19 protein-coding genes and 2 pseudogenes are annotated in these 25,503 nt (G+C 69.1%); 8 read left to right on the forward strand and 13 right to left on the reverse strand.

What is annotated here, in order from left to right; all coding sequences use genetic code 11:
• The first annotated feature begins 116 nt into the window (after positions 1-116).
• Complete coding sequence (locus tag Atro_RS20545; RefSeq protein WP_497925359.1) at positions 117-4,976, forward strand: NAD-glutamate dehydrogenase; 4,860 nt, start codon at positions 117-119, stop codon at positions 4,974-4,976.
• Between the two features lie 37 nt (positions 4,977-5,013).
• Here the strand turns inward: Atro_RS20545 and Atro_RS20550 are convergent, their stop codons facing one another.
• From Atro_RS20550 to Atro_RS20560, 3 genes are all read right to left on the reverse strand, one after another.
• Complete coding sequence (locus tag Atro_RS20550; RefSeq protein WP_497925362.1) at positions 5,014-5,385, reverse strand: hypothetical protein; 372 nt, start codon at positions 5,383-5,385, stop codon at positions 5,014-5,016.
• A gap of 249 nt (positions 5,386-5,634) precedes the next feature.
• A complete protein-coding gene (locus tag Atro_RS20555) occupies positions 5,635-6,660 on the reverse strand; it encodes an alpha/beta fold hydrolase (RefSeq protein ID WP_497925367.1) in 1,026 nt (341 codons plus the stop codon).
• 24 nt (positions 6,661-6,684) lie between these two features.
• The gene (locus Atro_RS20560) at positions 6,685-7,569 is read right to left on the reverse strand and encodes a DUF6685 family protein (RefSeq protein WP_497925369.1); all 885 of its coding nucleotides are present in this window, start codon (positions 7,567-7,569) and stop codon (positions 6,685-6,687) included.
• 198 nt (positions 7,570-7,767) lie between these two features.
• On the opposite strand from Atro_RS20560, the gene Atro_RS20565 reads away from it, so the two are divergent.
• Entirely contained in the window at positions 7,768-8,913 is a 1,146-nt protein-coding gene (locus tag Atro_RS20565; protein ID WP_497925372.1) for an aldo/keto reductase, read from the forward strand.
• Between the two features lie 98 nt (positions 8,914-9,011).
• Positions 9,012-10,045 (forward strand): annotated as a pseudogene (locus Atro_RS20570) (quinone-dependent dihydroorotate dehydrogenase).
• A 100-nt stretch (positions 10,046-10,145) separates the two neighbouring features.
• Here the strand turns inward: Atro_RS20570 and rmf are convergent.
• Positions 10,146-10,361 (reverse strand): ribosome modulation factor, encoded by a 216-nt coding sequence (rmf, locus tag Atro_RS20575; RefSeq protein WP_089168634.1) that lies wholly within the window; start codon positions 10,359-10,361, stop codon positions 10,146-10,148.
• 410 nt (positions 10,362-10,771) lie between these two features.
• On the opposite strand from rmf, the gene rlmKL reads away from it, so the two are divergent.
• Entirely contained in the window at positions 10,772-12,985 is a 2,214-nt protein-coding gene (rlmKL, locus tag Atro_RS20580; protein ID WP_497925377.1) for a bifunctional 23S rRNA (guanine(2069)-N(7))-methyltransferase RlmK/23S rRNA (guanine(2445)-N(2))-methyltransferase RlmL, read from the forward strand.
• 42 nt (positions 12,986-13,027) lie between these two features.
• On the opposite strand, the gene dacB is transcribed toward rlmKL, so the two are convergent.
• The 6 genes from dacB to Atro_RS20610 form a co-directional block, all read right to left on the reverse strand.
• Complete coding sequence (dacB, locus tag Atro_RS20585; RefSeq protein ID WP_497925379.1) at positions 13,028-14,488, reverse strand: D-alanyl-D-alanine carboxypeptidase/D-alanyl-D-alanine endopeptidase; 1,461 nt, start codon at positions 14,486-14,488, stop codon at positions 13,028-13,030.
• Between the two features lie 136 nt (positions 14,489-14,624).
• A complete protein-coding gene (locus Atro_RS20590; protein WP_497925384.1) occupies positions 14,625-15,686 on the reverse strand; it encodes an FUSC family protein in 1,062 nt (353 codons plus the stop codon).
• 76 nt (positions 15,687-15,762) lie between these two features.
• The gene (locus Atro_RS20595) at positions 15,763-17,094 is read right to left on the reverse strand and encodes a deoxyguanosinetriphosphate triphosphohydrolase (protein ID WP_497925386.1); all 1,332 of its coding nucleotides are present in this window, start codon (positions 17,092-17,094) and stop codon (positions 15,763-15,765) included.
• 99 nt (positions 17,095-17,193) lie between these two features.
• Positions 17,194-17,547, reverse strand: coding sequence for a hypothetical protein (locus Atro_RS20600; RefSeq protein WP_497925389.1), 354 nt, complete (start codon positions 17,545-17,547; stop codon positions 17,194-17,196).
• Positions 17,544-17,930 carry a phage holin family protein gene (locus Atro_RS20605; protein ID WP_497925393.1) on the reverse strand — a complete coding sequence of 129 codons (387 nt, stop codon included), beginning with the start codon at positions 17,928-17,930 and terminating at the stop codon, positions 17,544-17,546. Before Atro_RS20605 ends, Atro_RS20600 begins: the two co-directional genes overlap by 4 nt.
• Before the next feature lie 20 nt (positions 17,931-17,950).
• Entirely contained in the window at positions 17,951-18,343 is a 393-nt protein-coding gene (locus Atro_RS20610; protein WP_497925395.1) for an ElaB/YgaM/YqjD family protein, read from the reverse strand.
• A gap of 146 nt (positions 18,344-18,489) precedes the next feature.
• On the opposite strand from Atro_RS20610, the gene Atro_RS20615 reads away from it, so the two are divergent.
• Positions 18,490-18,747, forward strand: coding sequence for a glutaredoxin family protein (locus tag Atro_RS20615; RefSeq protein ID WP_497925397.1), 258 nt, complete (start codon positions 18,490-18,492; stop codon positions 18,745-18,747).
• On the opposite strand, the gene Atro_RS20620 is transcribed toward Atro_RS20615, so the two are convergent.
• From Atro_RS20620 to Atro_RS20630, 3 genes are all read right to left on the reverse strand, one after another.
• The gene (locus tag Atro_RS20620; protein WP_497925399.1) at positions 18,734-19,195 is read right to left on the reverse strand and encodes a thermonuclease family protein; all 462 of its coding nucleotides are present in this window, start codon (positions 19,193-19,195) and stop codon (positions 18,734-18,736) included. The two genes, Atro_RS20615 and Atro_RS20620, sit on opposite strands and share 14 nt — an antisense overlap.
• A gap of 349 nt (positions 19,196-19,544) precedes the next feature.
• Positions 19,545-19,925 (reverse strand): VanZ family protein, encoded by a 381-nt coding sequence (locus Atro_RS20625; RefSeq protein WP_497925401.1) that lies wholly within the window; start codon positions 19,923-19,925, stop codon positions 19,545-19,547.
• Between the two features lie 13 nt (positions 19,926-19,938).
• Entirely contained in the window at positions 19,939-20,469 is a 531-nt protein-coding gene (locus Atro_RS20630; RefSeq protein ID WP_497925403.1) for a hypothetical protein, read from the reverse strand.
• Positions 20,470-20,733: 264 nt separating this feature from the next.
• Between Atro_RS20630 and cas3 the strand changes: the two genes are divergently transcribed.
• From cas3 to casB, 3 genes and pseudogenes are all read left to right on the forward strand, one after another.
• A complete protein-coding gene (gene cas3, locus Atro_RS20635) occupies positions 20,734-23,343 on the forward strand; it encodes a CRISPR-associated helicase Cas3' (RefSeq protein WP_497925405.1) in 2,610 nt (869 codons plus the stop codon).
• 67 nt (positions 23,344-23,410) lie between these two features.
• Positions 23,411-24,964, forward strand: coding sequence for a type I-E CRISPR-associated protein Cse1/CasA (casA, locus tag Atro_RS20640; protein WP_497925409.1), 1,554 nt, complete (start codon positions 23,411-23,413; stop codon positions 24,962-24,964).
• A pseudogene (gene casB / locus Atro_RS20645) lies at positions 24,961-25,502 on the forward strand (type I-E CRISPR-associated protein Cse2/CasB). The gene casA and the pseudogene casB overlap by 4 nt, the downstream one beginning before the upstream one ends.
• Position 25,503 lies beyond the last annotated feature (1 nt).

The following is a 25,503-nucleotide window of genomic DNA, read 5'->3' on the forward strand; positions in this document are numbered from 1 at the left end:
ACGTCTGTCGCGAGCGCGTCGCGACAGGCAGTCCGGGCCGTGCCCAGGCGTGGGGCAGGCATGGACGGGCCGGGGGCCGCCTATGCTACATCCAGGGGCATTTTCGGAGCATAACCATGGCGTTCTTCATGGCCGACAGCAAGGCCGACTTTCTGCTGCAGTTGCAGGCGGCACTGGGCGCTCATCTGGATGAGCGCTTGCTGCCGCAGGTGATGCTGTTCGCCGAGGAGTTCTTCGCCATGGTCGGCATCGAGGAGCTGACCGAGCGGCGTCTGTCCGATCTGGCCGGTTACACCCTGTCGGCCTGGCACCTGCTCGAGCGCTTCGATCCGGCGCGACCGGAAGTCAAGGTCTTCAATCCCGACTACGAGAAGCATGGCTGGCTGTCCAGCCACAGCGTGGTCGAGGTGCTGCATCCGGACATGCCCTTCCTGGTCGATTCGCTGCGCCTGGAGCTGAGCCGCCACGGCCACGGCATCCACAGCCTGCAGGGCGGGGTGTTCTCGGTGCGTCGCAACGCCGCCGGCGAGCTGCTGGAGATCCTGCCCCGCAGCAGCCGCGGCGAGGGCCTGCAGCAGGAGGCGCTGATCTCCGCGGAGATCGACCGCTGCGCCAGCCTCGGCGAGCAGCGCGCGCTGGAGCAGGCCCTGCAGGAGGTGTTCGGCGAGGTGCGTCTGGCGGTCGCCGACTTCGAGCCGATGACCTCCTGCGTGCGGGCACTGCTCGACTGGCTGGAGCGGGCGCCCTTGCCGGTGGAGGCCGAGGAGCTGGCGGAGATCAAGGTGTTCCTGCGCTGGCTGGTGGAGGACCATTTCACCTTCCTCGGCTACGAGGAGTTCAGCGTGGCCGACAGCCCGGAGGGCGGCGGGCGCATCGTCTACGACGAGCGCTCCCTGCTCGGGCTGAGCAAGCGCCTACGCACCGGCCTGGACCCGGCCTGGCTGCACATCGAGCCGGAGGCCCTGCACTATCTGCGCGAGCCGCTGCTGCTGTCCTTCGCCAAGGCCTCGCAGCCGTCGCGGGTGCACCGCCCGGCCTATCCCAACTACGTCTCCCTGCGCGAGCTGGACGAGGCCGGCCGGGTGGTCCGCGAATACCGCTTCATGGGCCTGTACACCGCCTCGGTGTACAACGAGAGCGTCCGCCACATCCCCTACATCCGCCGCAAGGCCGCGCAGATCGAGCAGCGCGCCGGCTTCGACAGCGCCGGGCATCTGGCCCGCGAATTCAGCCAGGTGCTCGAGGTGCTGCCGCGCGACGACCTGTTCCAGACGCCGCTCGACGAGCTGCTGCACACCGCGATCAGCATCGTGCAGATCCAGGAGCGCAACCGCCTGCGCCTGTTCCTGCGCAAGGACCCCTACGGGCGCTTCGTCTACGGCCTGGCCTACGTGCCGCGCGACGTCTATTCCACGGAGATCCGCGAGAAGATGCAGCAGCTCCTGATGGAGCGCCTGAAGGCCAGCGACTGCGAGTTCTGGGTGTATTTCTCCGAGTCCATTCTGGCCCGGGTGCAGTTCATTCTGCGCGTCGACCCGAGGATGCGGGTCGATTTCGACCCCCACCGTCTGGAGCAGGAGATGATCCGTGCCTGCCGCTCCTGGCGGGACGACTATGCCAGCCTGATGGTGGAGAGCTTCGGCGAGGCCCAGGGCACCGGTCTGTTGGCCGACTTTCCGCAGGGTTTTCCGGCCGGCTACCGGGAGCGCTTCGCGCCCCACTCGGCGGTGGTCGACATGCAGCACCTGCTAACCCTGGGCGACGACCGTCCGCTGGTGATGAGCTTCTACCAGCCGCTGCGTCAGGGCGACCAGCAGCTGCACGGCAAGATCTACCATCCGGACACCCCGCTGCCGCTGTCCGACGTCCTGCCGATCCTCGAGAACCTCGGCCTGCGCGTGCTCGGCGAATTCCCCTTCCAGCTGCGCCGCCGCGACGGCCGCGAGTTCTGGATCCACGACTTCTCCTTCACCTATGCCGGCGGGGTGGAGGAAGTGGATCTGCAGCAGCTCAACGACACCCTACAGGACGCCTTCATCCACATCGTCCGCGGCGACGCCGAGAACGACGCCTTCAACCGCCTGGTGCTGAAGGCCGCCATGCCCTGGCGCGAGGTCGCCCTGCTGCGCGCCTACGCCCGCTACCTCAAGCAGATCCGCCTGGGCTTCGACCTCGGCTATGTCGCCGCCACCCTGTTCAACCACAGCGACATCGCCCGCGAGCTGGTGCGCCTGTTCCGTACCCGCTTCTATCTGGCGCGGCGCATCGCCGGCGAGGACCTGGAGGACAAGCAGCAGCGCCTGGAGCAGGCCATCCTCGGCGCCCTGGACAAGGTCGAGGTGCTCAACGAGGACCGCATCCTGCGGCGCTACCTGGAGCTGATCAAGGCCACCCTGCGCACCAATCTCTACCAGCCGGACGCCAGCGGCCGGGCCAAGGGCCACTTCAGCCTCAAGCTCGACCCGCGGGCGCTTTCCGAGCTGCCGCGGCCGGTGCCGCGCTTCGAGATCTTCGTCTACTCGCCGCGAGTCGAGGGCGTCCACCTGCGCGGCGGCAAGGTGGCGCGCGGCGGCCTGCGCTGGTCCGACCGCGAGGAGGACTACCGTACCGAGGTGCTCGGTCTGGTCAAGGCCCAGCAGGTGAAGAACGCGGTGATCGTGCCGGTCGGCGCCAAGGGCGGCTTCGTGCCGCGGCGCCTGCCGGTCGGCGGCAGCCGCGACGAGATCCAGGCCGAGGCGATCGCCTGCTACCGGATCTTCGTCTCGGCCCTGCTCGACGTCACCGACAACCTCAAGGAGGACGAGGTGGTGCCGCCGGCCAGCGTGCTGCGCTACGACGGCGACGATCCCTACCTGGTGGTGGCCGCCGACAAGGGCACGGCGAGCTTCTCCGACATCGCCAACGGCATCGCCGCCGACTACGGCTTCTGGCTGGGCGACGCCTTCGCTTCCGGCGGCTCCAGTGGCTACGACCACAAGAAGATGGGCATCACCGCCCGCGGCGGCTGGGTCGCCGTGCAGCGCCACTTCCGCGAACGCGGCATCGACGTGCAGCAGGACCCGATCAGCGTGATCGGCATCGGCGACATGTCCGGCGACGTGTTCGGCAACGGCCTGTTGCAGTCGCAGAGCGTGCGCCTGCTGGCGGCCTTCGATCACCGCCATGTGTTCGTCGATCCCGACCCGGACCCGGCGCGGAGCTTCGCCGAGCGGCGCCGGCTGTTCGAGCTGCCGCGCTCGTCTTGGGCCGACTACGATCCGGCATTGATCTCGGCCGGCGGTGGAGTGTTCCCGCGCAGCGCCAAGAGCATCCGGATCAGCCCGCAGATGCGCGAGCGCTTTGCGATCTCCGCCGAGCGGCTGACCCCCGCCGAGCTGATCAGCGCCCTGCTCAGGGCGCCGGTGGATTTGTTGTGGAACGGCGGCATCGGCACCTACGTGAAGTCCAGCCAGGAAAGCCATGCGGACATCGGCGACAAGGCCAATGACGCGGTGCGGATCAACGGCAACGAACTGCGCGCCAAGGTGGTGGGCGAGGGCGGCAACCTCGGCATGAGCCAGCTCGGCCGCGTCGAGTACTGCCTGCACGGCGGCGCCGGCAACACCGACTTCATCGACAACGCCGGCGGGGTCGACTGTTCCGACCACGAGGTGAACATCAAGATCCTGCTCGGCAAGGTGCTCGCCGCCGGCGACATGACCGGCAAGCAGCGCGACCGGCTGCTTCACGAGATGACCGATGCGGTGGCCCAGCTGGTGCTGAACAACATCTACAAGCAGACCCAGGCGCTGTCCCTGGCCGAGCGCCGCGCGCGCCTGCATCCGGGCGAGTACCGCCGGCTGATCGACGCCCTGGAGCACGCCGGGCGGCTGGATCGGGCCCTGGAGTTCCTGCCCTCCGACGAGCAGCTCGCCGAGCGCCTCGCCAGCGGCACCAGCCTGACCCGCCCGGAGCTGGCGGTGCTGATCTCCTACAGCAAGATCGATCTCAAGGAATCGCTGCTGGACTCCTCGGTGCCGGACGACGACTACCTGATCCGCGACATGGAGAGCGCCTTTCCGGCCGTGCTGGCGGAGCGTTTCGGCAGGCTGATGCGCGGCCACCGGCTGCGCCGGGAGATCGTCGCCACGCAGATCGCCAACGATCTGGTCAACCACATGGGCATCACCTTCGTGCAGCGCCTCAAGGAAGCCACCGGCATGGACGCCGCGGCGGTGGCCGAGGCCTATGTGATCGTTCGCGACATCTTCCATCTGCCGCACTGGTTCCGGCAGATCGAGACGCTCGACCATCAGGTCCCCGCCGAGCTGCAGCTGACCCTGATGGACGAGCTGACCCGCCTGGGCCGGCGCGCCACCCGCTGGTTCCTGCGCAACCGCCGTGGCGAGCTGGACGCCGCCCGCGACGTGGCGCATTTCGGCCCGCAGGTCGCCGCCCTGGGTCTCAAGCTCGACGAACTGCTCGAGGGCAGCACCCACAAGCAGTGGCAGCTGCGCTACCGCGCCTATGCCGAGGCCGGCGTGCCGGAGCTGCTGGCGCGGCTGGTTGCCGGCACCGGCTACCTTTACACCCTGTTGCCGATCCTCGAGGCGGCCGATGTCACCGGGCGCGAGCCGGCGGTGGTGGCGGTCGCGCACTTCGCCGTCGGCGGCGCCCTGGAGCTGCCCTGGTATCTGCAGCAGATCACCAACCTGCCGGTCGATAACCAGTGGCAGGCGCTGGCCCGGGAGGCTTTCCGCGACGACATGGACTGGCAGCAGCGCGCCCTCACCATCGCCCTGCTGCAGATGGTCGGCGGTCCGGAGGACGTCGCGGCGCGGGTGGCGCTCTGGCTGGAGCAGAACCAGCCGGCGGTCGAGCGCTGGCGGGCGGCCCTGGCCGAGCTGCGTGCGGCCGGCGGCACGGACTATGCGATGTTCGCGGTGGTCAATCGCGAGCTGGCGGATCTGGCGCAGAGCGGCGCGCGCGGGGCCTGAGGAATGGCCCCGCTGGCGCGGGGCCGCCAGTGGCGGCTCAGCGGGGCTGGCTGGTGGGTTCCCGGCGGGGGCGGAAGCGCTGACCGTGTTCGGGCAGCCAGCGGTAGAAGAAATAAAACTCGAAAAGCGTCGGATGCGAGCAGTGACAGAGAACGTGGGTGGAGGACTCCTGGAAGTCGTTGTCGCACTGCAGATAGCCCAGATCGATCATCGGGGACAGTGCTTCCCGCTCCTCGGCGCTCATCCAGACCCGCTTGCCGCGGATCAGGTCGACCACCAGGCCGCACAGCTTGGCGAGGGTGGCGGTTTCCCGGGGAGCTCCGTTATCTGCCGGGATGGGGGCATCCATGATACGGCTGGCCGGCTTGACTCCGAATGGCAGGCCGGTCTGACGCCATTTTCTGACCATTGCAAACTCTCCTTGTCGAGCACAGTCCGTCTCCTGACAACTGCGGACTTCGGTTGCGGCCGGACGACTCCTGTCGCGAGCGGTTCCCGCACCCCGCCACTTTAACCCCGGGCGGGCATAGTTACGACCGAGAGACTGAAAAAAGGTTTGACCAAATCGCAGGAAACTACTGTCCGCTCCGAAGCGGCGGGCGCTTCTCGCGGCAGGGCCATGCCGGGCCGCCGGAGCGGCGGCCTCTGGCGCAGTTCGTCACTCGAGCGGCTTGGCCAGTTGCTGCAGCAGGACCTCGTGGAACTGCTCGGGCGCCTGGATCTGCGGGGAGTGACCGAGGTCGGGGAAGGTCTGCAGGCTGGCACCGGGAATGCGCTTGGCCGCCTCCCAGGACAGCCGTCGGTAGTCGCCGAGCAGCGGGCGCAGCTCGGGCGCCACCGCGTCCTTGCCGATCGCGGTGTTGTCCTTCTCGCCGATCAGCAGCAGGGTCGGCACCTTCAACTGCTCGAACTCGTAGTACACCGGCTGGGTGTAGATCATGTCGTAGGTCAGCGCCGAGTTCCATGCCACGCGCTGCTTGCCCGGCCCCCGGAACAGGCCGGCCTGCATCTCCACCCAGCGGTCGAACTCGGGGCGCCACTGGCCGGCGTAGTAGGTGCTGAGCTGGTAGTTGCGGATGCCCTCGGCGTTGGTCTCGAGTTCGCGGGCGTACCACTGGTCCACCGTGCGGTAGGGCACGCCGACCGCCTTCCAGTCCTCCAGGCCGATGGGGTTGACCAGGATCAGGCGTTCCAGTTGTTTGGGATAGAGCAGGGCGAAGCGGGTGGCGAGCATGCCGCCCATGGAGTGGCCCATGACGCTGTAGCGCGTCAGGCCGAGGGATTCCAGCAGCGCCCGGGTGTTGGCCGCCAGCTGCTGGAAACTGTACTGGTAGTGTTCCGGCTTGCTGGACTTGCAAAAACCGATCTGGTCCGGCGCCACCACCCGATAACCGGCCTTGGTCAGGGCAGCGATGCTGCCTTCCCAGGTCGCCGCGCAGAAGTTCTTGCCGTGCAGCAGGACCAGGGTGTGGCCGTTGGGCTCGGCCGGCTGCACGTCCATGTAGGCCATCTTCAGCGACTGGCCCTGGGATTCGAAGGCGAAATGCTGGACCGGGTGGGGATAGTCGAACCCTTCCAGTTCGGGGCCGTAGAGCGGTGGCTCGGCTGCCATGGCGGCGGGCAGGCCCAGGGCCAGCAGGGCCGGGGATAACCGACGGGACAGGGACAGTTCCTTCATGGACATCTCCTTGGGGCGGTGGCGGCGGGCTCAGCCGGGCGCGTTGTCCGCAGCCGGCAGCAGCCCGGCGAGAAAGCCGGTCACGTCCGGTGCGCCGGCCTGGTAGAGCCCTTCGCCGAGGGCGTTGGCCGCCGGATGGCGGCGGGGTAGCAGGAGGAATTCGGGGGCGCCGCTGCGGCGCAGCAGGGCGAGCCGGGCATAGGGCATGCCCTGGTCGAGCAGCAGGCCCATGAAGGCCGGATCGCTCCAGGCCTGCGCCGGCATGGCGAGCACGTGGTAGCGGCGGCGCAGGCCGGCCAGGCCGCGTTCGCTCAGCCGGTAACGGGTCAGCTCGGCAGGCAGCACGACCTCCAGGCCACGCCGCCGGGCATAGGCCACGGCCGCGGCGAAGGCCGCCAACTGCTGCGGCTCGCCGGCCCAGAACAGCCGCTCGCCGCGCCAGGCGGCCTGGCGCAGCTGCAGGCGGCCGGCCTCGGGAAAGCCGGCCACGGCCTGAGCGAGGGTACGCACGAAATCCTTGTAGCTGATGATCCGCACGGCGCGGCATTCGGGGGTCGCGCTGTAGGGGACGAGGCTATCGTACTGCGCGGCCTGCGGGTCCTTGCCGACCAGCCCGTCGACCTGGCGCAGGTCAAGGCCGTCCAGGCTGCACTGCTCCTGTTCGACCAGCCCCATCAGCACCGTGCGGGCGGCCGCCTTGTCCTCCTGGACCGGCCCGGAAAGGGCGTCGCGCGGCAGCTCGACCAGCCGGTGCAGGGGCGGGTCGGCCTGCCACCAGATGCTTTCCTGCAGCGGCGGCAGCGGCTGGAAGGGCAAGCGCAGCGCGCGGGCCTTGCCGAGCAGCTGACGCGGCGTACGCCTGCCGAACCCCAGGCGCTGGGCGAGTGCGACGAGGTTTGGCGGCAGGAAAGACATGCTCGGGCGGTCCATTGACGGGCTGGGTCGGGCAGTGTGGCAGATGACTGGGCAGGTGCCTACCCTGAGCGTCCGAGACGGCTTCTGCAACCGCTCCGTTGCTCGAAGGAGACGGCGCCGGCGAATTTTTCCCGGATTCGCTGTCGGAAACCCATGCGATTTCCATATCGATCATTCATCCGCCGAAGGAGAATCTGCATGACCACACGACGCCAACTTCTCTCTGTCGCTGCCGCCGGCGCCGCCGTACTGGCCACCGCGCCGCTGTTCGTGCAGGCACAGGAAAGTGGCTCGCTGCTGCCGACCAGGGGCAAACCGGGCAGCGGACCGGTCCCGACCAACGCGCCGATCGCCGGCGGCAATTTCCGTCCGTTCTCGCGCATCGGCCTGGGCGGCGTGGCCATCGGCAACGGCTTCGCGCCGGCCAGCGACGAGCAGTGCCAGGCCACGCTGCAGGCCGCCTTCGCCGCCGGCGCCCGCTATTTCGACACCTCGCCCTGGTACGGACTGGGCCTCAGCGAGCGCCGCTTCGGGCATTTCCTGCACAACCTCAAGCGCGAGGAGTACGTGCTGTCGACCAAGGTGGGGCGCCTGCTGAGCGCGAGCGACAGCCTGCCGAAGACCATGTGGAAGGAGCCTTCGCCCTTCACCTACCGCTACGACTACAGCGCCGCAGGCGTGCGCCGGTCGATCGAGGACAGCCTGCAGCGGCTGGGCGTTTCGCAGATCGACATCGCCTTCATCCACGACCTGTCGCCCGACAACCGGGACATGGGCGAACGCTGGGGCGAATACTTCGAGCAGGCGGCCAAGGGCGCGATTCCCGAGCTGACCCGGATGCGCGAGGAGGGACTGATCAAGGCCTGGGGCTTCGGCGTCAACCATCCCGCGCCGGCGCTGCGGGCGCTGGAGGCCGGCGATCCGGACATCTTCCTGCTGGCCTGCCAGTACTCGCTGCTCGATCACCAGGAGGCGCTCGACAAGACCTTCCCGCAACTGGCCCGGCGCGGCGTCTCGGTGGTGGTGGGCGCGCCGCTGCTCGCCGGCTACCTGGCCGGGCGCGACCGCTACCTCTATGCCGGTAGCGTTCCGGCCTGGGCGCCGGAGAAGCGCGCGCGGATCGTGGCGATCGCCGAGCGGCACGGCATCGACCTGCGCACCGCCGCCCTGCAGTTCGCCGCCGCCCACCCGCTGGTCTCGGCCATCATTCCCGGCGCGCGCACGCCCGAGCAGGTGCAGGCCAACGTGCAGTCGATGCGGATCGCCATCCCCGAGGAGTTCTGGGAAACCCTCAAGCGCGAGAAGCTGATCGCGCCGGAGGCGCCGGTGCCCGGTCTTGCCTGAGGCCGAAAACCTCCCGGCGCGTCGATCGGACAGGCCCCGGAAGCGTGCGGCGCGGCTATAATCGCCGCCCCACGCCAATCGCCGAGTCAAGCCTGCCCATGTACAACCTGGCCCGCCAGCTGCTGTTCAAACTGTCCCCGGAGACCGCCCACGAACTGTCCATCGACCTGCTCGGGCTGGTGGCCGGCTGACTCTCAACGGTCTTTTGTGCCGCCAGCCGGCGAGCCTGCCGGTGCGGGTGATGGGCCTGGACTTCCCCAACCCGGTCGGCCTCGCCGCCGGGCTGGACAAGAATGGCGACGCCATCGACGGCCTCGCCCAGCTGGGCTTCGGCTTCATCGAGATCGGCACCGTGACGCCGCGGCCGCAGCCGGGCAATCCCAAGCCGCGGCTGTTCCGCCTGCCGGAAGCCGAGGCGATCATCAACCGCATGGGCTTCAACAACCAGGGCGTCGACCACCTGCTGGCGCAGGTCCAGGCCGCGCGTTACAGCGGCGTGCTCGGCATCAACATCGGCAAGAACTTCGACACCCCGGTGGAGCGGGCGGTGGACGACTACCTGATCTGCCTGGACAAGGTCTACCCGCATGCCAGCTATGTGACGGTCAACGTCAGCTCGCCGAACACCCCCGGCCTGCGCAGCCTGCAGTTCGGCGACTCGCTCCGCCAACTGCTCGAGGCCCTGCGCCAGCGCCAGGAGGAACTGGCCGGTCGCCACGGCCGGCGCGTGCCGCTGGCGATCAAGATCGCCCCGGACATGAGCGACGAGGAAACCCGGCAGGTCGCCCGGGCGCTGCTCGACACCGGCATGGACGCGGTGATCGCCACCAACACCACCCTCGGCCGCGAGGGCGTCGAAGGCCTGGCGCATGCCGGCGAGGCGGGCGGGCTGTCCGGTGCGCCGGTGCGCGAGAAGAGCACCCATACGGTGCGGGTGCTGGCCGGGGAGCTGGGCGGGCGACTGCCGATCATCGCGGTCGGCGGCATCACCGAGGGCCGCCATGCGGCGGAGAAGATCGCCGCCGGGGCCAGTCTGGTGCAGATCTATACTGGCTTCATCTACAAGGGGCCGGCGCTGATCCGCGAGGCGGTGGAAGCCATCGCCGCGCAACAGGGCCGTTCGGCCGGGTAGCTGAGGGCACGATGAGAAAGGGCTCCCGAAGGAGCCCTGTGGTCTTGAGGCCTGGCGCCCGCCGCGGGCGTCCAGGATGAGAATGCCGTGATCCCTCCGATCAGCTTACGGCACGCAGTTGGTTCAGGCGGTGGATGCCCGCGGTGCCGGTGAGGCCGTCCCAGTTGTCGCCGCGGCCCTCGCGCCAGCCGTTGAGCCAGGCCTGTCGGGTCGACGGGTGAGTGAAGGGACAGAGTTCGCGGGATTTGCCATGAATGCCGTTCTGATAGCCGCGCAGAAAAGCCCGTTCCAACGGATCACGCTTGAGTCTTCTCATAGGGTGTTGCCCTCACTGTTGACTGTTATGTCCCATTGGCCTCATGGCGAGACCGGGCAGCCTTGGCTGCCGACGAAACCGCTGCCGGCGTGGCGGTTCCTTCCCCCGCCGTTGCAGCGGAGGACTTGGTTGATTTCTATCCAATGAGTTCTGGCCTGTGAATGATCGTTTTGTCATAAGAGCGAAACTTATTTGCTGCTCGGGCGATAAGAATTCACGAAAGATTGCCGCCGATCCGGCACGAAACCGCTGAGCCAGAGGCCTTTCGAGCCGGACGGTGCGGATGCGCCGCCTGCGGAGGCCGTATCGCTTTCCCGAGCATGCGACGAAGGGTCACGCGATGGGTCTGTCATTATCAAAAGGCGTGCCAGTGGGCACGCGCTAACTGCCTGAGGCACTGGAAGATTCCCATGTCGGACCGTTACGAACTCGTTCTCACCTGCCCGAAGAGCCTCGAAGGCCTGCTCGCCGAGGAGGCGGCCGGCCTGGGCCTGGCCGAGGTCCGCGAGCAGGTCGCCGCGGTGCAGGGCCGGGGCGAGCTGGAAACCGCCTATCGGCTGTGCCTCTGGTCGCGCCTGGCCAACCGCGTGCTGCTGGTGCTCGGGCGCTTCCCGGTGGGCAATCCCGAGGAGCTGTACCAGGGCGTGCAGGCGGTCGACTGGCAGGATCACCTGCTGCCGACCGGCAGCCTGGCGGTGGAGTTCAGTGGCCACGGCTCGGGCATCGACAACAGCCATTTCGGCGCTCTCAAGGTCAAGGACGCCATCGTCGACCAGTTGCGCCGGCACAGCGGCCAGCGCCCCTCGGTGGACAAGCTCAACCCGGACCTGCGCGTCCACCTGCGCCTGGACAGGGGCGAGGCGGTGCTGTCCCTGGACCTCTCCGGGCACAGCCTGCACCAGCGCGGCTACCGCCTGCAGCAGGGCGCCGCGCCGCTCAAGGAAAACCTCGCTGCGGCGATCCTGATCCGCGCCGGCTGGCCGCGCATCGCCGCCGAGGGCGGGGCGCTGGCCGACCCGATGTGCGGGGTCGGCACCTTCCTGGTCGAGGCGGGGATGATGGCCGCCGATATCGCGCCCAACCTCAGGCGCGAGCGCTGGGGCTTCGGCAACTGGCTGGGGCACGTCCCGGCGCTGTGGAAGAAGCTGCATGCCGAGGCCGAGGCGCGCGCTGCCGCCGGGCTCGCCCGGCCGCCCCTGTGGATTCGCGGCTACGAGGCCGACCCGCGGCTGATCCAGCCGGCGCGCAACAACATCGAGCGCGCCGGGCTGGACGGCTGGGTGCGGGTCTACCAGGGCGAGCTGGCCACCTTCGAACCACACCCGGACCGCGGCCAGAGCGGCTTGGTGGTCTGCAACCCGCCCTATGGCGAGCGCCTCGGCGATCCGGCCAGCCTGCTCTATCTCTACCAGCATCTCGGCGAGCGCCTGCGCAGCCGCTGCGAGGGCTGGGAGGCGGCGGTGTTCACCGGCGCGCCGGAGCTGGGCAAGCGCATGGGCATCCGCAGCCACAAGCAGTACGCCCTGTGGAACGGCGCGCTGCCCTGCAAGCTGCTGCTGTTCAAGGTGCAGCCCGAGCAGTTCGTCACCGGCCGCAACGAGCCGGCGCCGAGCGAGGCGCGGATGATCGGCGGCCAGCTGGTGGAGCGCCCGCCGGCGGTGCGTGCCGCACCGGCGCGGCTGTCCGAAGGCGGGCAGATGTTCGCCAACCGCCTGCAGAAGAACCTCAAGAGCCTCGGCAAGTGGGCGCGCCGCGAGGGCATCGAGTGCTACCGGCTGTACGACGCCGACATGCCGGAATACGCCCTGGCGGTCGATCTGTACCGCGACTGGGTGCATGTGCAGGAGTACGCGCCGCCGCGCTCGATCGACCCGGACAAGGCCCAGGCGCGCCTGCTCGACGCCCTGGCGGCGATCCCCCAGGCGCTGGACATCGACCCGGCGCGGGTGGTGATCAAGCGCCGCGAGCGCCAGGCCGGCAAGAAGCAGTACGAGCGCCAGGACCAGCAGGGCCGTTTCATGGAGGTGAGCGAGGGCGGCGCGAGGCTGCTGGTCAACCTCACCGATTATCTCGACACCGGCCTGTTCCTCGATCACCGGCCGCTGCGCCTGCGCCTTCAGAAGGAGGCGGCCGGCAAGCGTTTCCTCAACCTGTTCTGCTACACCGCGACCGCCACCGTGCACGCGGCGAAAGGCGGCGCGCGCAGCACCACCAGCGTCGATCTGTCGAAGACCTACCTGGACTGGGCGCGGCGCAACCTGGCGCTGAACGGCTTTTCCGAGAGGCACCGGCTGGAGCAGGCCGACGTGATGGAGTGGCTGGAGGCCGAGCGCGGCGAGTACGAACTGATCTTCATCGACCCGCCGACCTTCTCCAACTCCAAGCGCATGGAGGGGGTGTTCGACGTGCAGCGCGATCAGGTGCGCCTGCTCGACCTGGCCATGGCACGGCTGGCGAAGGGCGGGGTGCTGTACTTCTCCAACAATTTCCGCAAGTTCCAGCTCGATCCGGGCCTGGAGCAGCGCTACGCGGTGGAGGAGATCAGCGCGCAGACCCTGGATGCGGACTTCGCCCGCAACCCGAAGATCCACCGCGCCTGGCGGCTGCAGGCGAAACAGGACTGAGGGCGACGGGCCGCTCCGCCAGGGAGCGGCCCGCCCGGAGGGTCAGCGCTGAGCGGTGCCGGACAGCTTCGGCTGGCGGTACAGGTCGACCAGCACCTGGTCGAGGATCGACGAGGCGCCCCAGGGCCGCGAGTGGTTGAGGATGGCGACCACCGCCCAGGTGTTGCCGTTCTGGTCGCGGCTGAAGCCGGCGATGGCGCGCACGGTGTTCAGGGTGCCGGTCTTGATGTGCGCCTCGCCGACCAGCGGCGTGCGGCGCAGACGCTTGCGCATGGTGCCGTCCATCGCCACCAGCGGCATCGAGGCGATGAATTCGGCGGCATAGGGGCTGTGCCAGGCGGCCCTGAGCATCTCGGCCATTTCCCGCGCGCTGATCCGCTCGGCCCGCGACAGGCCGGAGCCGTTCTCCATTACCAGATGCCGCGGGTCGATGCCCTTGCGGGCCATCCACTGGCTGACCGCCCGGTACGCCGCCTGGGCGTCGTCGGCGTCGGTACCGCTGCGGAACTGCTGGCCGATGCTGAGGAACAGCTGGCGGGCCATGGTGTTGTTGCTGAACTTGTTGATGTCGCGAATGACCTCCACCACGTCCGGCGAGAAGGCGCGGACCAGCAGGCGGGCCTGCCGGGGCACCTCGCCGAGGCGGTCCTGGCCGCGGATGCTGCCGCCCAGTTCCTGCCAGATGGCGCGCACGGCGCCGGCGGCGTAGGTCTGGTGGTCGAGCGGGGCGATGTAGCTCTGCGCGCTGCAGCCGGCCGGCAGCGCGCCGGTGACCACCATGCTGTAGCCCTTGTCCTGCGGGACCAGGTTGTAGCGCACGTCCGGCCAGTCCGGGCAGGCGCCGGCCGGCAGCGCCTTCGCCTGATTGTCGATGGCCATGCCGGCGATCGGCGGCTCGACGCTGACCTGCACCTTGCCGGGCTCGGCGCGGGCGATGAAGCGCAGCGCCTTGAGGTTGATCAGCAGGGAGTCGGGCTCGACCAGGAAGGGCTGGGTGCCGTCGCCGCCGTCGTCGTTGAACGCCGGCAACTGCGGCTTCACGAAGTGGCTGCGGTCGAGCACCAGGTCGCCGCGCACCTCGCGCACCCCGTTGGCACGCAGGTCGCGCATCAGCAGCCAGAGCTTTTCCATGTTCAGCTTGGGGTCGCCGCCGCCCTTCAGGTACAGGTTGCCGTCCAGCACGCCGTCGCGCAGCGGGCCGTCGGCGTAGAACTGGGTCTGCCACTTGTGGGTCGGGCCGAGCAGTTCGAGGGCGGCATAGGTGGTCACCAGCTTCATGGTCGACGCCGGGTTCAGCGGCACGTCGGCATTGATGTAGGTCGGGGTGCCCGGTCCGGTGAGCGGCAGCACCACCAGGGAAAGCGCGTCGCCGGGGAGCTTGTGGGCGCTCAGCGCCTGCTGGACGTTCTTCGGCAAGGTGGTGTTGATCTGGGCTGCGCTCGCCGACAGTGCGAACGGCAGCAGCAGGCTGGCGATGGCCAGCCGGCGAAAAGTTGCAATCATCAAAAATGCCCCTCCGACTCAGGGCTGAACGAAGCGAAATGGGTGGGAAGTCCGGCGGCTTCCAGGATCGGTTTCGCATTATGCCCGAAGCGGGGCGGCCGATGGCTGCCCGACACGCAACCGACCGCCGCGCGACTCAGCGCGGCAGCACGTCCGTGCCTGCGCGCGCGGCGCGCCAGGCGCGCAGCCGGCGCCCGCCGTGCAGAGCCAAGGCCACCAGCAGGGACAGGATCACGCCGATCAGCGTGCCGAGCAGGCGCTCGCGGTCCAACTGCCAGTCCTGCGCCAGGCTCTCGGCCAGGAACAGGATGCAGAAGGTCATCTGCAGCACGTAGAGGCTGTAGCGGCCGACCTGGAAGGCGCGATTGAGCAGGATCAGCGGCAGCACCAGGGCGACCATCTGCGCCGGGTTCTGCAGGGTTTCGCCGAGCAGCACCAGCAGGCCGGCGGCGAGCAGGGCGGTCAGGGCGATCTTCAGGGCGCGCGGCAAGCGGCCTCGCAGGTCGATCTGCAGGCTGGTGACCACCGCCAGGGTCAGCCAGTAGCCGCGCGGCTGTCCGGACAGGTTGACGATCAGCCCGGCGAGGCCGCAGACCAGGCTGCAGCCCAGGGCGTACAGACGCCACTGCGGGTGCGGCAGGCGCGCCGCATGCTGGCGCATCACCTTCAGCACGCTGGGCAGGCGCGGCATGTAGGGCCACATGCGCAGGCCGTGCAGGCCACGCAGGCTGAAGGCGAGCAGGGTGACCCAGAGGCCGCCGAGGATGAACAGGGTGGCCACGGAGTAGGGATTGGGCATGCTGCCCAGGCTCTGCTGGCCCTGTCCCAGGCACAGGCAGGCCAGCATGCCGAGACCCAGCTTGCCGGCCTCGCGGCCGAAACGCTGCAGCCAGGCGAGCAGCAGGCCGCCGGTAGCGAACACCAGCAGGCTCTCGAGCGGACCGGGCGCGGACCAGAAACCGAGACCGGCGCTGCAGGCGCCGAGCAGGGTCAGCAGAAGCATGCGCAGCATGCCGAAGCGGTGCAGGGGATCGGCCTGGGCGGCCAGGAAGGCGCCGATCGATGCCCAGAGAAATCCGGAGTGGCCGCTGAGCAGCCCGAGCACCAGGGGCAGGGCGCAGCCGAGGGTGGCCACGACGGCCGCTCCCCAGCTGGGGTCGGCCGTCCATCGCTGGCGAGAGGGCAAAAAGCGGAGCATCGGCTGCGTTCCTTCTGTCACTTCGATGCGGCCGGGAGCTTCGTGCCCCCGTGCCGGGCCGGCGGGACGCCGGCGCTTATGCGGGGCGGGAAAGCCCGGTCATTTCCCGGGCCATCTCGGTGGCATAGCCATCGGTCATGCCGGCGATGAAGTCGATCATGCGCAGGAAGGCATGGTACAGCGGCCAATGCGGATCCGGAGCGTTGTTGCCGAGCAGGTCGAGGATGCGCCGGTTCTTGAACGACGTCCGCCGCCCGCCGTGCTGTTCCAGCGCCGCGCCGCAGAAGGCCTCGAGGAGAATCTCCAGGGTGGTGTAGGCGCCGATTTCATGGAGGGTCTTGCGCTTGTCGTGGAAGATCTTCTCGCGGGCGATGCGCTTGGCCTGCAGCACGCAGTCCTTGGACGGCCCGTGCATGTGCTCGACCAGATCGCCGGCCAGGGTGCCGGCGAGCAGCGCCGTCTGCTGTTCGACGAAGGCCCGCGCCGCGGCGTTGGTCAGGTGCTCGATGGCCTTGCCGCGCAGGATCGCCAGCTTGCGCCGGCGCGAGTCGCGCGGGCCGAGCTGGCGGTAGGACTCCGGCAGGTCGTCGCCGACCAGGCCGAGCAGCAGGGCCTCGACTTCGGGGTAGTCGAGCAGCTCCATTTCCAGGCCGTCTTCCAGGTCGATCAGTGCGTAGCAGATGTCGTCTGCCGCCTCCATCAGGTAGACCAGCGGATGACGCGCCCAGCGCTGCTCGTCCTGCTGCGGCAGGCCAAGCTTCTCGGCGATCTGTTCGAGCAGCGGCAGTTCGCTCTGGTAGCAGCCGAACTTGTGCTTCTTGTAGCCCTGGGCCGGCGCATGGCACGAGGCCCAGGGGTATTTGAGGTAGGCGCCGAGGGTGGCGTAGGTGAGCCGGGTGCCGCCGTCGAACTGGTGGTATTCCAGCTGGGTGAGCACGCGAAAGCCCTGGGCGTTGCCCTCGAAGTGCAGGAAATCGTCGCGCTCGGCCTCGCTCATCCCGTCCAGCCAGCCGCGTCCGGCGGCCTGCTGGAACCAGTGGCGAATGGCGTCCTCGCCGGAGTGGCCGAACGGCGGATTGCCGATGTCGTGTGCCAGGCAGGCCGACTGGACGATCATGCCGAGATCGGCGGGGCCGCACCACTCCGGCAGTGCGTCGCGCAGCACCTCGCCGACCCGCATGCCCAGCGAGCGGCCGACGCAGCTGACTTCCAGGGAGTGGGTCAGGCGGGTATGGATGTGGTCGTTGCTGGACACCGGATGTACCTGGGTCTTGCGGCCCAGGCGGCGGAAGGCCCCGGAGAAGATGATGCGGTCGTGATCCTTGTGGAAGGGGCTGCGGCCCAGTTCGTCGACGCTGTGCACCGATTTGCCCAGGCGCTCGCGGGTCAGTAGGGTTTGCCAGTCCAAAGCCGTTCCTCGTTGTTCAGTGGGCAGCCGGCGCAAGGGCCGAAGGCGCACGGTGTCCCGCGCGGCTGCCGGCCATCCTTGGGCAGCGTGAAGAATCCGTCAAGCCTGCGGCTTGGGCGGCGCCTGCGGCGCCTGCGGCGGCTTGGGCGGGCGGGACTGGCGATACTGGCGCAGACCGGCGCTGACCAGGGGATAGACCTCCAGGGCGAACAGTGCCAGCTTGCCGAAGCGGCCCAGGCGCTTGCCGAACAGGGTCAGCAGCAGCGCCCCGCCGACCGCCAGCGGCGTGCCCCGACCCGGCCTGGCGCGGCTGGGGGCGAACAGCTGGCCGAACTGGCGCAGCGGGTGGCGCAGCGGCTCGGCGTGATAGTCGATCTGCTGGCGCTGCATCTCCATGCGCAGGCGCACCAGCTCCTTGCGCATCTGCAGGGCGGTACGGCGAGGCGAACTCATGGCAGCAGCTCCCGGTTGCGCGCCAGTTCCTCGAGGGTCGCCTGGAACGGATGCTCGCTGCGCCGCGCCAGCTTCAGGGTGCGGGCAATGCAGAACAGCAGGGCCAGGCCGTAGGCGAGGCACAGGCCGAAGATGGCGGCCAGCCGGTGGCTGTCCCAGAAGGCGACGACCACGGCCGCCGACAGGCCGATCAGCAGCAGCAGGCCGAACAGCAGGCACAGGCTGGCGAAGAGGAACAGCCGGAAGGCATAGCTCTTTTCCTCCTGGAGCTCGATGCCGAGCAGCTCCAGGTGGTTCTGCAGCAGGCCGAGCAGGGCGCCGCCGAACCGTTTCAGGGACGGCGTGCGGTCTTCGCCGAACGACGGCGGTGGCGAGACATCCATGGGCGACGACTCCCTAGCGCTCAGCGGCGAGCCAGCAGGCCGAACAGCAGGCCGACCCCGGCGGCGATGCCGAGCGCCTTCCAGGGATGGCTGTGGACATACGCCTCGGTGGCCTGGATGGCCGCCTGTCCCTGGCCGCGCAGCCGCTCCTCGCTGTCCTTGAGGGTCTCGCGGGCGCGGTCGAGGTTGCTCTCGATCTTCGCCCGCAGGGCGTTCGCCTCGTCGCCGCTCACCTCGGCGCCGTGGCGCAGCAGGCGTTCGGTGTCGTCGAGCAGGGCGTGGAACTCGTCGATCACCGCCTGCTGGGCGCGCTGCAGGTTGCGCCGGTGCACCGAGGCCGACGCGCACGGCTCCCAGCCGTAGGCATGGGGCTCGGAGGAGGGCGAATGGGTTTGGCTGCTGTCCGTAGTCATGCTGGATGGTCCTCATCACGTGGTGGGAAATGGCTGCCGATGCCGGCGGCGGCCAGGCAAGCTGCGCCTCCGACCGCCTGTGCTTCCGCCATAGGGTGTCTTGGTTGCATGGTAGACTTCAAGTTTCTTGTCGTTAGGAGGCGCCCATGCTTCCCGAGTGCCAGCTGTTCGGAACCCTTGGTTGCCATCTCTGCGAGCAGGCCGAGAGCCTCTTGATGCCCTTCGTCGAGAACGGCCTGCTGGTCGAGCTGGTCGACATCGCCGAAGACGAGCGTCAGGCCGAACGCTACGGCCTGCGCATCCCCGTGCTGCGGCGGCTGGACAGCGGCGCCGAACTGGACTGGCCCTTCGAGGCGGAACAGGTCGCCGCCTTCCTGCGCCGGCCGGGGGTCAGCGGCTGCTGACCCGGCTGCCGTGATCGCTGCGCCATTGCCAGGGCGCGACGATCTCCGCCTGCGGCAAGCCCCAGAGGCCGCGCTGCAGGGTGCGTGCCTCGGCCTCCAGCGCGGGCAGGCGAGAATCGCCTTCGCCCTCGGCGTAGGCCCAGGCCGAGCCCTGCCGGACCATGTCGCCATTGACGTAGAGGTCGCCGAGGTAGACGCGGGCGACCTTGAGTCCGTAACGCGTCTGCTTGACGACCTCCAGGCGGATCTCCTTGTTGTAGACCAGCCGGAACAGCTGCAACTGGGCCAGCTGCCCGTACGGCTGGGCGCTTTCCGGAGCATCGAGATCGGCCAGGCGGACCTCGATCCGCTGCTTGCTCGGGCTCAGGCAGGTCAGGCTGTCGCCGTCCTGCACGCGGATGACGCGGCAGGTCGGTTCGGCAGCGGGGAGGGAGGTCGTGAACAGCAACGCAATGACGCCGCCTGCGCCAACTGCACTGATAATGTTCATCCTTGCTTCGCGAGAAATCCCTGCCTCGCCGGACAGGGGGGATAGCCTGTCACGCACAGCGTGATCCGTCTTCTCGCATTCTCCGGGTCGGGGCTATCGAACGGGCTGACTGGAAGCCGCGGCTTTCCGCCTACGGCCGTTCCTGGCACCAAGCGGTTACTGCTCTCGTTGATTGCCTGTCCGGGGCTGGACTGCTCGTCCCGGGGTGCCCTGCCGCATGGGCGGGGCTAAGTAGGATGATAGTGGGCCGAGGGGGCAAGGCAAGGGCCGTTCGGCTTGGCCGGAAGAAAGCCGACGTTCGGCGCGTTCAGGCGTCCGGCTGCCGTTCCTGGCGCCGGTGCCAGTGCCAGCCGGCGGCGACCAGACTGCCCAGGGCGATGCCCAGCAGGTCGGCGAGCAGGTCGCGATAGTCGGCGACCCGGTAGTCGGTCAGTCCCTGCAGGACCTCGATGAGGATGCCGTAGAGGAACAGGCCGAACGGCACCCGCACGTGCCGGCCGGGAAAGCCCAGGTGGCCGAGCAAGGCCAGCACGCCGAAGGCCAGCAAATGGTTGCTTTTGTCCCAGCCGGTATCCAGCGGCGGGCTGACGTCCTTCAGCAGCGCCAGCGCCAGCACCACAGCCAGACAGGCGAAGAAGGCCAGGCGCCAGAGCAGCAGGGGATGGGCGAGGCGGCGGGTGACAGGCATCGGCTGGCTCTCCTCAGGCGCCCAGTTCGGCGCGCAGCGCCTCGTAGGCCGGCGCCGCATGGATGCCGGCTGCGGCCGCCAGCGCCAGGGTTTCCTCCAGATCGCAGCGGTACACCAGCACCGCCTGCAGCTCGTCGTCCAGCGGCTCGCTGAAATCCATCAGCACGTAGCCGCCCTTCTCCGGATAGAGGCTGCCCAGTTGCACCTGGATGCGGTTGAGCGCCTTCAGCGGTTCCGCCTTGTGCAACTGCTTGGGCTTGAGCACGAAGGACACCGCAGGGCCGAACGAGGCGACGATCTGCCCGAACAGCTCTTCGTAGCTGTCCGCCTGGAACAGCACCGTCTCCGGCAGGCTGCCGACCACCACCCATTCGCCCAGCGGGATGGGAAAGCTGTCGTCGTAGTTGATGTCCGGGTTGGCGGCGAGGAAGGCCTGCGGATCGGCATAGGCCTGCGCCGCCTCGTCGGCGATCCGTGCGATCTCTTCTTCGGCGAGGCAGCCCGAGCTGATGTGGCGGATGAGTTGCTGCAGCTGGTCTTTCATGAGCGGCCTCGGTGGCTGGAGAAGAAGACGGGAAATCGGCGTGCGCCGAGGGAAACGCGAATTCTATAGCCTATTCGCCCGTCATGGCCGGCCGACGTCTTTACTGTGATGGAGACATGCCCCTCGGTGTGCAAAGCGGAGCGATGGTTCGGCAGTCCTTCTTCAAGTAAGGCAATAGTGGCATTGTGCCTTTATCTCTTGTCGGGGTAGTTTCCAGTGCGGGAGGCCGGGACTGGCTTCCAGTGCTGCGACAGGAGGTGGGGCATGACCGACCGATTTTCCCAGCTCGCCCCGGCGGCCCGCCGGCTCTGGGCCAAGAGCGGCGAGCCGCCGGGCCATGGCCTGCTCGCCCACCTGCTGGACGTGGCGGCGGTGGCCGAGGTGCTGCTGGAGCACGAGCCGTCCGCGACGCTCGAACACTTCGCCCGCCAGTTCGGCCTGCCCGTGCCGGCCTTCGCGCGGCATGCCGCCGCGCTGGCCGGCCTGCACGACTTCGGCAAGGCGATTCCCGGGTTTCAGGACAAATGGCCCGAGGGCCGGCAGGCCGACGAGGCCCTGGGGCTGCCGTTCCCGGCGCGTTCGCTGAGCGTGACCGAGCATGCCAGCACCAGTGCGGCCCTGCTCTGGGAGCACTTGGCGGGCCTGGGTATCCCGCACCTGCTGTGGATCCGCCATGTGCTGCAGGCGATCAGCGCCCACCACGGCTACCACTTCAACCAGCCGGAATTCAACCGCGCCAGGCCCGCCTTCGAGCCGGCAGCCTGGGGCGAGACGCGCCGGGAAATCTTCGCGGCGTACTGGGCCGTGCTGGCGCCGCAGGGGATTCCGCAGGTCGAGGCCCTGAGCCTGCCGGCCGTGCAGTGGCTGGCCGGTCTCACCAGCGTGGCCGACTGGATCGGCTCCAATCCCGAGTGGTTTCCGCCGGGCGAGCGCGAGGATTCATTGGCCGACTACCATGCCGATGCCCGCCGGCGCGCCGAGCAGGCCCTGGCGGCCATCGGCTGGTCGCGCAGCGCCGTCCTGCTGCGCGAGGCGGCAACTGTGGATCAGCTGATCGGGCGTATCGTCCAGCGCCCGGCGTCGCGCGCGCGTCCCCTGCAGCGCGAGGCCGACCGGCTGCTCGACGGCGTGCGCGGGCCGGCCCTGCTGCTGGTCGAGGCGCCGATGGGCGAGGGCAAGACCGAGCTGGCTTTTCTCGCCCACCTGCGTCTGCAGGCGGCCAACCGGCACCGCGGCCTGTATGTCGCGCTGCCGACCCAGGCCACCGGCAATGCCCTGTTCCGCCGTGCGCTGACCTTTCTTCGCGCGTTCGCCGGCGATGCCGCGCTGGACATGCAGCTGGTGCATGGCGGGGCGGCGCTGAGCGACGACGTCCGGCAGCTGCAGAGCATTTACGGTGCGCCTGGCGAAAGCGTGACCGCGTCCGCCTGGTTCTCCCAGCGCCGCCGGCCGCTGCTGTCGCCCTACGGCGTCGGCACCGTCGACCAGGCGCTGTTCGCCGCGCTGAACGTCAAGCACCACTTCGTCCGCCTCTGGGGCCTGGCCAACCGGGTGGTGGTGCTCGACGAGGTGCATGCCTACGACACCTACACCGGCGGGCTGATCGAGGCCCTGCTGCGCTGGCTCAAGGCACTCGGCAGCTCGGTGGTGCTGATGAGCGCGACCTTGCCGGCGCAGCGGCGCGCTGCCTTGCTGCGGGCCTGGGGCGTGGCGGACGAGGCCATCCCCGCGCCGGCCTATCCACGCCTGCTGCTGGCCGACGAACGCGGCCTGCAAGGCGCCACCTGCGAATCGCGGCCGCTGCCGTCGATCCGCCTGCAGGCGGTCGGCGCGGAGCTCGACAGCCTGGCCGATTGCGCCCTGAAGTGCCTGCGGAGCGGCGGTTGTGGCGCGCTGATCGTCAATACCGTGGACCGCGCCCAGACTCTTTACCTCAGGATGAAAGAGCGCCTGGGAGCGGATACGCGCCTGCTGCTGTTCCATGCGCGCTTTCCCGCCGACCAGCGTGGCGAGCGGGAGCGCGAGGTGCTGGCCGCTTTCGGCGCGGGCGGCGAGCGACCGGGCAGGGCGCTGCTGATCGCCACGCAGGTGGCCGAGCAATCCCTGGATATCGACTTCGATTTCATGCTCACCGACCTGGCCCCGGTCGACCTGATCCTGCAGCGTGCCGGCCGCCTGCATCGTCACCAGCGTCCGCGCCCGGCGGCTCATGCGCAGGCGCGCCTGTTCGTCGCCGGCCTCGTCCCCGAGCGGCTGCCCGACCTGAAAACCACCGGATGGGAATACATCTACGACCCCTACCTCCTCGGCCGCACCTGGGCGTTGCTGTCGCGTGAGACGGAGCTGCAGCTGCCGCAGGACATCGACCGCCTGGTGCAGGCGGTGTATGGCGAGGACGGGCTGCCGGCCGATCTTGCCGGGGACGATCTCGCCTTCATCGAGGATGAGGCCTACGGCAGCCATCTCGGCAAGCGCCAGACCGAGCAGATGATGGCGCTCCATGTGGCGATCGATCCGGAGGCCGAGCCGCAGGAGGCCTACGTGCAGCAGTGCCGCGGCTACGAGGCGGGCGAGGAGGGCCTCGGGTTGCCCAACTACACCCGCCTGGGCGAGGACTCGGTCACCCTGGTGCCGCTGCATGTGGTGCCCGGCGGCTGGAGCCTGACGCCGGATGGCGCGGCCTTCGATCCCGGCCAGACGCTGCCCGATAGCCTGGCCAGAGCGCTCTATGCCCGCCAGCTCAAGACCTCGCGCAAGGCGCTGGTCAAGCATTTCCAGGCCGCGGAAGCCCCCGGGCGTTTGCCGAGCATCCGTTGCTGCGCCATCTCAAACCCTTGCCGCTGGAGCAGGGCTGCCTGCCGCTCGGCCGGCTGACGGTGCGCCTGGATGAGCAGTTGGGGCTGGTTTACCAGAGCCCTCTTTCTTTAACCGAGGACAAGGCATGAACAGGCGTTTCAACCTGCTCGACCAGCCCTGGTTGCCGGTGCGCCTGCAGGACGGGCGGGTCTGCGACCTGGGGCTGCTGGAGGTGTTCGAGCGTGCCGGCGAAATCGGCGCCCTGGCGGAAACCGCGCCGCCCAGCATGATCGCCCAGTACCGCCTGCTGCTGGCCATCGTCCATCGCGCGCTGAGCCGCGCCCAGGGACGCTGGACGGATGCCGACCGGGCGCGCTGGTATCGGCAGGGCCTGCCGGCCGGGGCCGTGCGCGACTATCTGGAGCACTGGCGCGAGCGCTTCTGGCTGTTCCATCCCGCGCAGCCCTTCATGCAGGTGGCGGCGCTGGCCGAGGCCGAGGAAACCCGCGACAAGCAAAAGCCCTGGGCGCAGATCTCCCTGGCCAGTGCCAACGGCAACACGCCGGTGGTGTTCGACCACTCCTGCGATCTGGCGCCGCGGCCGATTGCGGCGGCAGATGCGCTGCGCATCCTGCTGGGTTTCCTGCAGTTCACCCCCGGCGGCCTGGTCAAGACCATTCGCGATGCCGACAAGGCCGGTGCCCTGGCCAATACCGCTGCGGTCATGCCCCTTGGTGCATCGCTGGCGCAAAGCCTCTGCCTGGCGCTGCACTCGCCCACCCCAACTGGCCACGAGGATGTGCCCGGTTGGGAGCTGGCTCCGCCCGGCATCGCGCAACTGCGTGGCGAGCCGCAGTTGGCGACCGGCCCCAATGATCGCTATAGCCGCCAGACCCGCGCGGTGCTGTTGCTGCCCGACGAGCAGGGCCGGGTGCAGTGGATACGCTTCGCCGCCGGCATCGCCCTGGCCGAGGATGCGCAAGCGCCCGATCCCATGGCCAGCTACCGTGCCGGCAGCCATGGCCTGGTGCGGCTGAGCTTCGCCGAGGGCCGCGCCTTCTGGCGCGATCTGCCGGCGCTGTTACCCGATGCCGAGGGCCTGGCGTCCCAGCCGGCGGCCGTGCTGGGCTGGGCGGCCAACCTGCAGTTGCTGCTGGGTGACAGCGAGCAGCCTTTGCTGGTGGCCGGGTTGGCCAGCGACCAGGCCAAGTTGCTGCGCTGGCGCTCCGAGCGCATCGCCTTGCCGGCGGCACTGCTGGCCTCGCCGGACTGCGCGAACGAACTGCGCCGGCAGGTGCGCGAGGCCGAAGAGCTGTTCTCCGATATCCGCAAGCTCGCCGCCGGCATGCTGGCCGACACCCTGCCCGATTCCGCCAGCAAGGACACCTGGGCCAGGGCGCGCAGCCTGTTCGATGCGGGGCCGGCGCCGGCGCTGTATTTCGCCTCGGCCGAGCGCGCCCTGGGCCAGGTGATGGCCTTGCTCGGCAGCGGCGACCCGGATGATCTGGACATGGCCGATGCCCTCTGGCGGCGCACCCTGCTGACAGCAGCCCTGTCTGCCTGGCAGGTCGTCCGCGACGGTTCGGGCCGCTCGCCCAGGGCGCTGCGTGCCGACGCCCGCTTTTATCCACGTCTGCTGGCACGCCTGCGCCCGCTGCGTCCCACCCCCGCCGTCGCCGACAAGGAGGCCCGAGCATGAGCGACTACGCGCAGAGCTTTATCAAGTACCTGGGAACTCTGCCTGAGCGCGACCGGGTGCCCTGGCGGTGCTGCGCCGCAGCCTGGGCTTCACCCCCGGCGCCTATCCGCCGGCCTATCCCTACGTGGAGCGTTTCGTCGCCGCCGAGCGGCATGCTCAGGACGCCTCGCGCCTGGCGCTCTATGTGGTGGCCGGCCTTTACGCCACGCACCCCAGGCAGGGCGGGAAAAGCCTGGCCACCAGCCTGGGCGAACTGATGCGCCAACGCGACAGCGCCAGCATCGAGCAGCGCTTCGTCGCCCTGCTGGGCGCCGACGCCGAGAACCTGGCGGTCTACCTGCGCCAGATCGTCAGCCTGTTGGCGGCCGGCGATCTGCCGCTGGACTACGGCGCCTTGCTCAAGGATCTGAGCCTCTGGCTCAACCCGCGGATCGACCCCGAGCGGCGCGACGTCGTGCGCCAGCGCTGGGCGCGGGATTTCTACCGGGCGCTGGTGCCTGCCAGCAGCGAAAAAATGCCGACACCTGCCAATGCTTGAG

It is taken from the genome of Azotobacter tropicalis, assembly GCF_059739045.1.

Coding starts and splice junctions, on each gene's coding strand:
- Atro_RS20545 (WP_497925359.1), top strand. CDS start 117: ATGGCGTTCTTCATGGCCGACAGCAAGGCCGACTTTCTGCTGCAGTTG.
- Atro_RS20630 (WP_497925403.1), bottom strand. CDS start 20,469: ATGAAAGACCAGCTGCAGCAACTCATCCGCCACATCAGCTCGGGCTGC.
- Atro_RS20555 (WP_497925367.1), bottom strand. CDS start 6,660: ATGTCCATGAAGGAACTGTCCCTGTCCCGTCGGTTATCCCCGGCCCTG.
- cas3 (WP_497925405.1), top strand. CDS start 20,734: ATGACCGACCGATTTTCCCAGCTCGCCCCGGCGGCCCGCCGGCTCTGG.
- rlmKL (WP_497925377.1), top strand. CDS start 10,772: ATGTCGGACCGTTACGAACTCGTTCTCACCTGCCCGAAGAGCCTCGAA.
- casA (WP_497925409.1), top strand. CDS start 23,411: ATGAACAGGCGTTTCAACCTGCTCGACCAGCCCTGGTTGCCGGTGCGC.
- Atro_RS20625 (WP_497925401.1), bottom strand. CDS start 19,925: ATGCCTGTCACCCGCCGCCTCGCCCATCCCCTGCTGCTCTGGCGCCTG.
- Atro_RS20550 (WP_497925362.1), bottom strand. CDS start 5,385: ATGGTCAGAAAATGGCGTCAGACCGGCCTGCCATTCGGAGTCAAGCCG.
- Atro_RS20590 (WP_497925384.1), bottom strand. CDS start 15,686: ATGCTCCGCTTTTTGCCCTCTCGCCAGCGATGGACGGCCGACCCCAGC.
- Atro_RS20610 (WP_497925395.1), bottom strand. CDS start 18,343: ATGACTACGGACAGCAGCCAAACCCATTCGCCCTCCTCCGAGCCCCAT.
- dacB (WP_497925379.1), bottom strand. CDS start 14,488: ATGATTGCAACTTTTCGCCGGCTGGCCATCGCCAGCCTGCTGCTGCCG.
- Atro_RS20560 (WP_497925369.1), bottom strand. CDS start 7,569: ATGTCTTTCCTGCCGCCAAACCTCGTCGCACTCGCCCAGCGCCTGGGG.
- Atro_RS20600 (WP_497925389.1), bottom strand. CDS start 17,547: ATGAGTTCGCCTCGCCGTACCGCCCTGCAGATGCGCAAGGAGCTGGTG.
- Atro_RS20615 (WP_497925397.1), top strand. CDS start 18,490: ATGCTTCCCGAGTGCCAGCTGTTCGGAACCCTTGGTTGCCATCTCTGC.
- Atro_RS20565 (WP_497925372.1), top strand. CDS start 7,768: ATGACCACACGACGCCAACTTCTCTCTGTCGCTGCCGCCGGCGCCGCC.
- Atro_RS20605 (WP_497925393.1), bottom strand. CDS start 17,930: ATGGATGTCTCGCCACCGCCGTCGTTCGGCGAAGACCGCACGCCGTCC.
- rmf (WP_089168634.1), bottom strand. CDS start 10,361: ATGAGAAGACTCAAGCGTGATCCGTTGGAACGGGCTTTTCTGCGCGGC.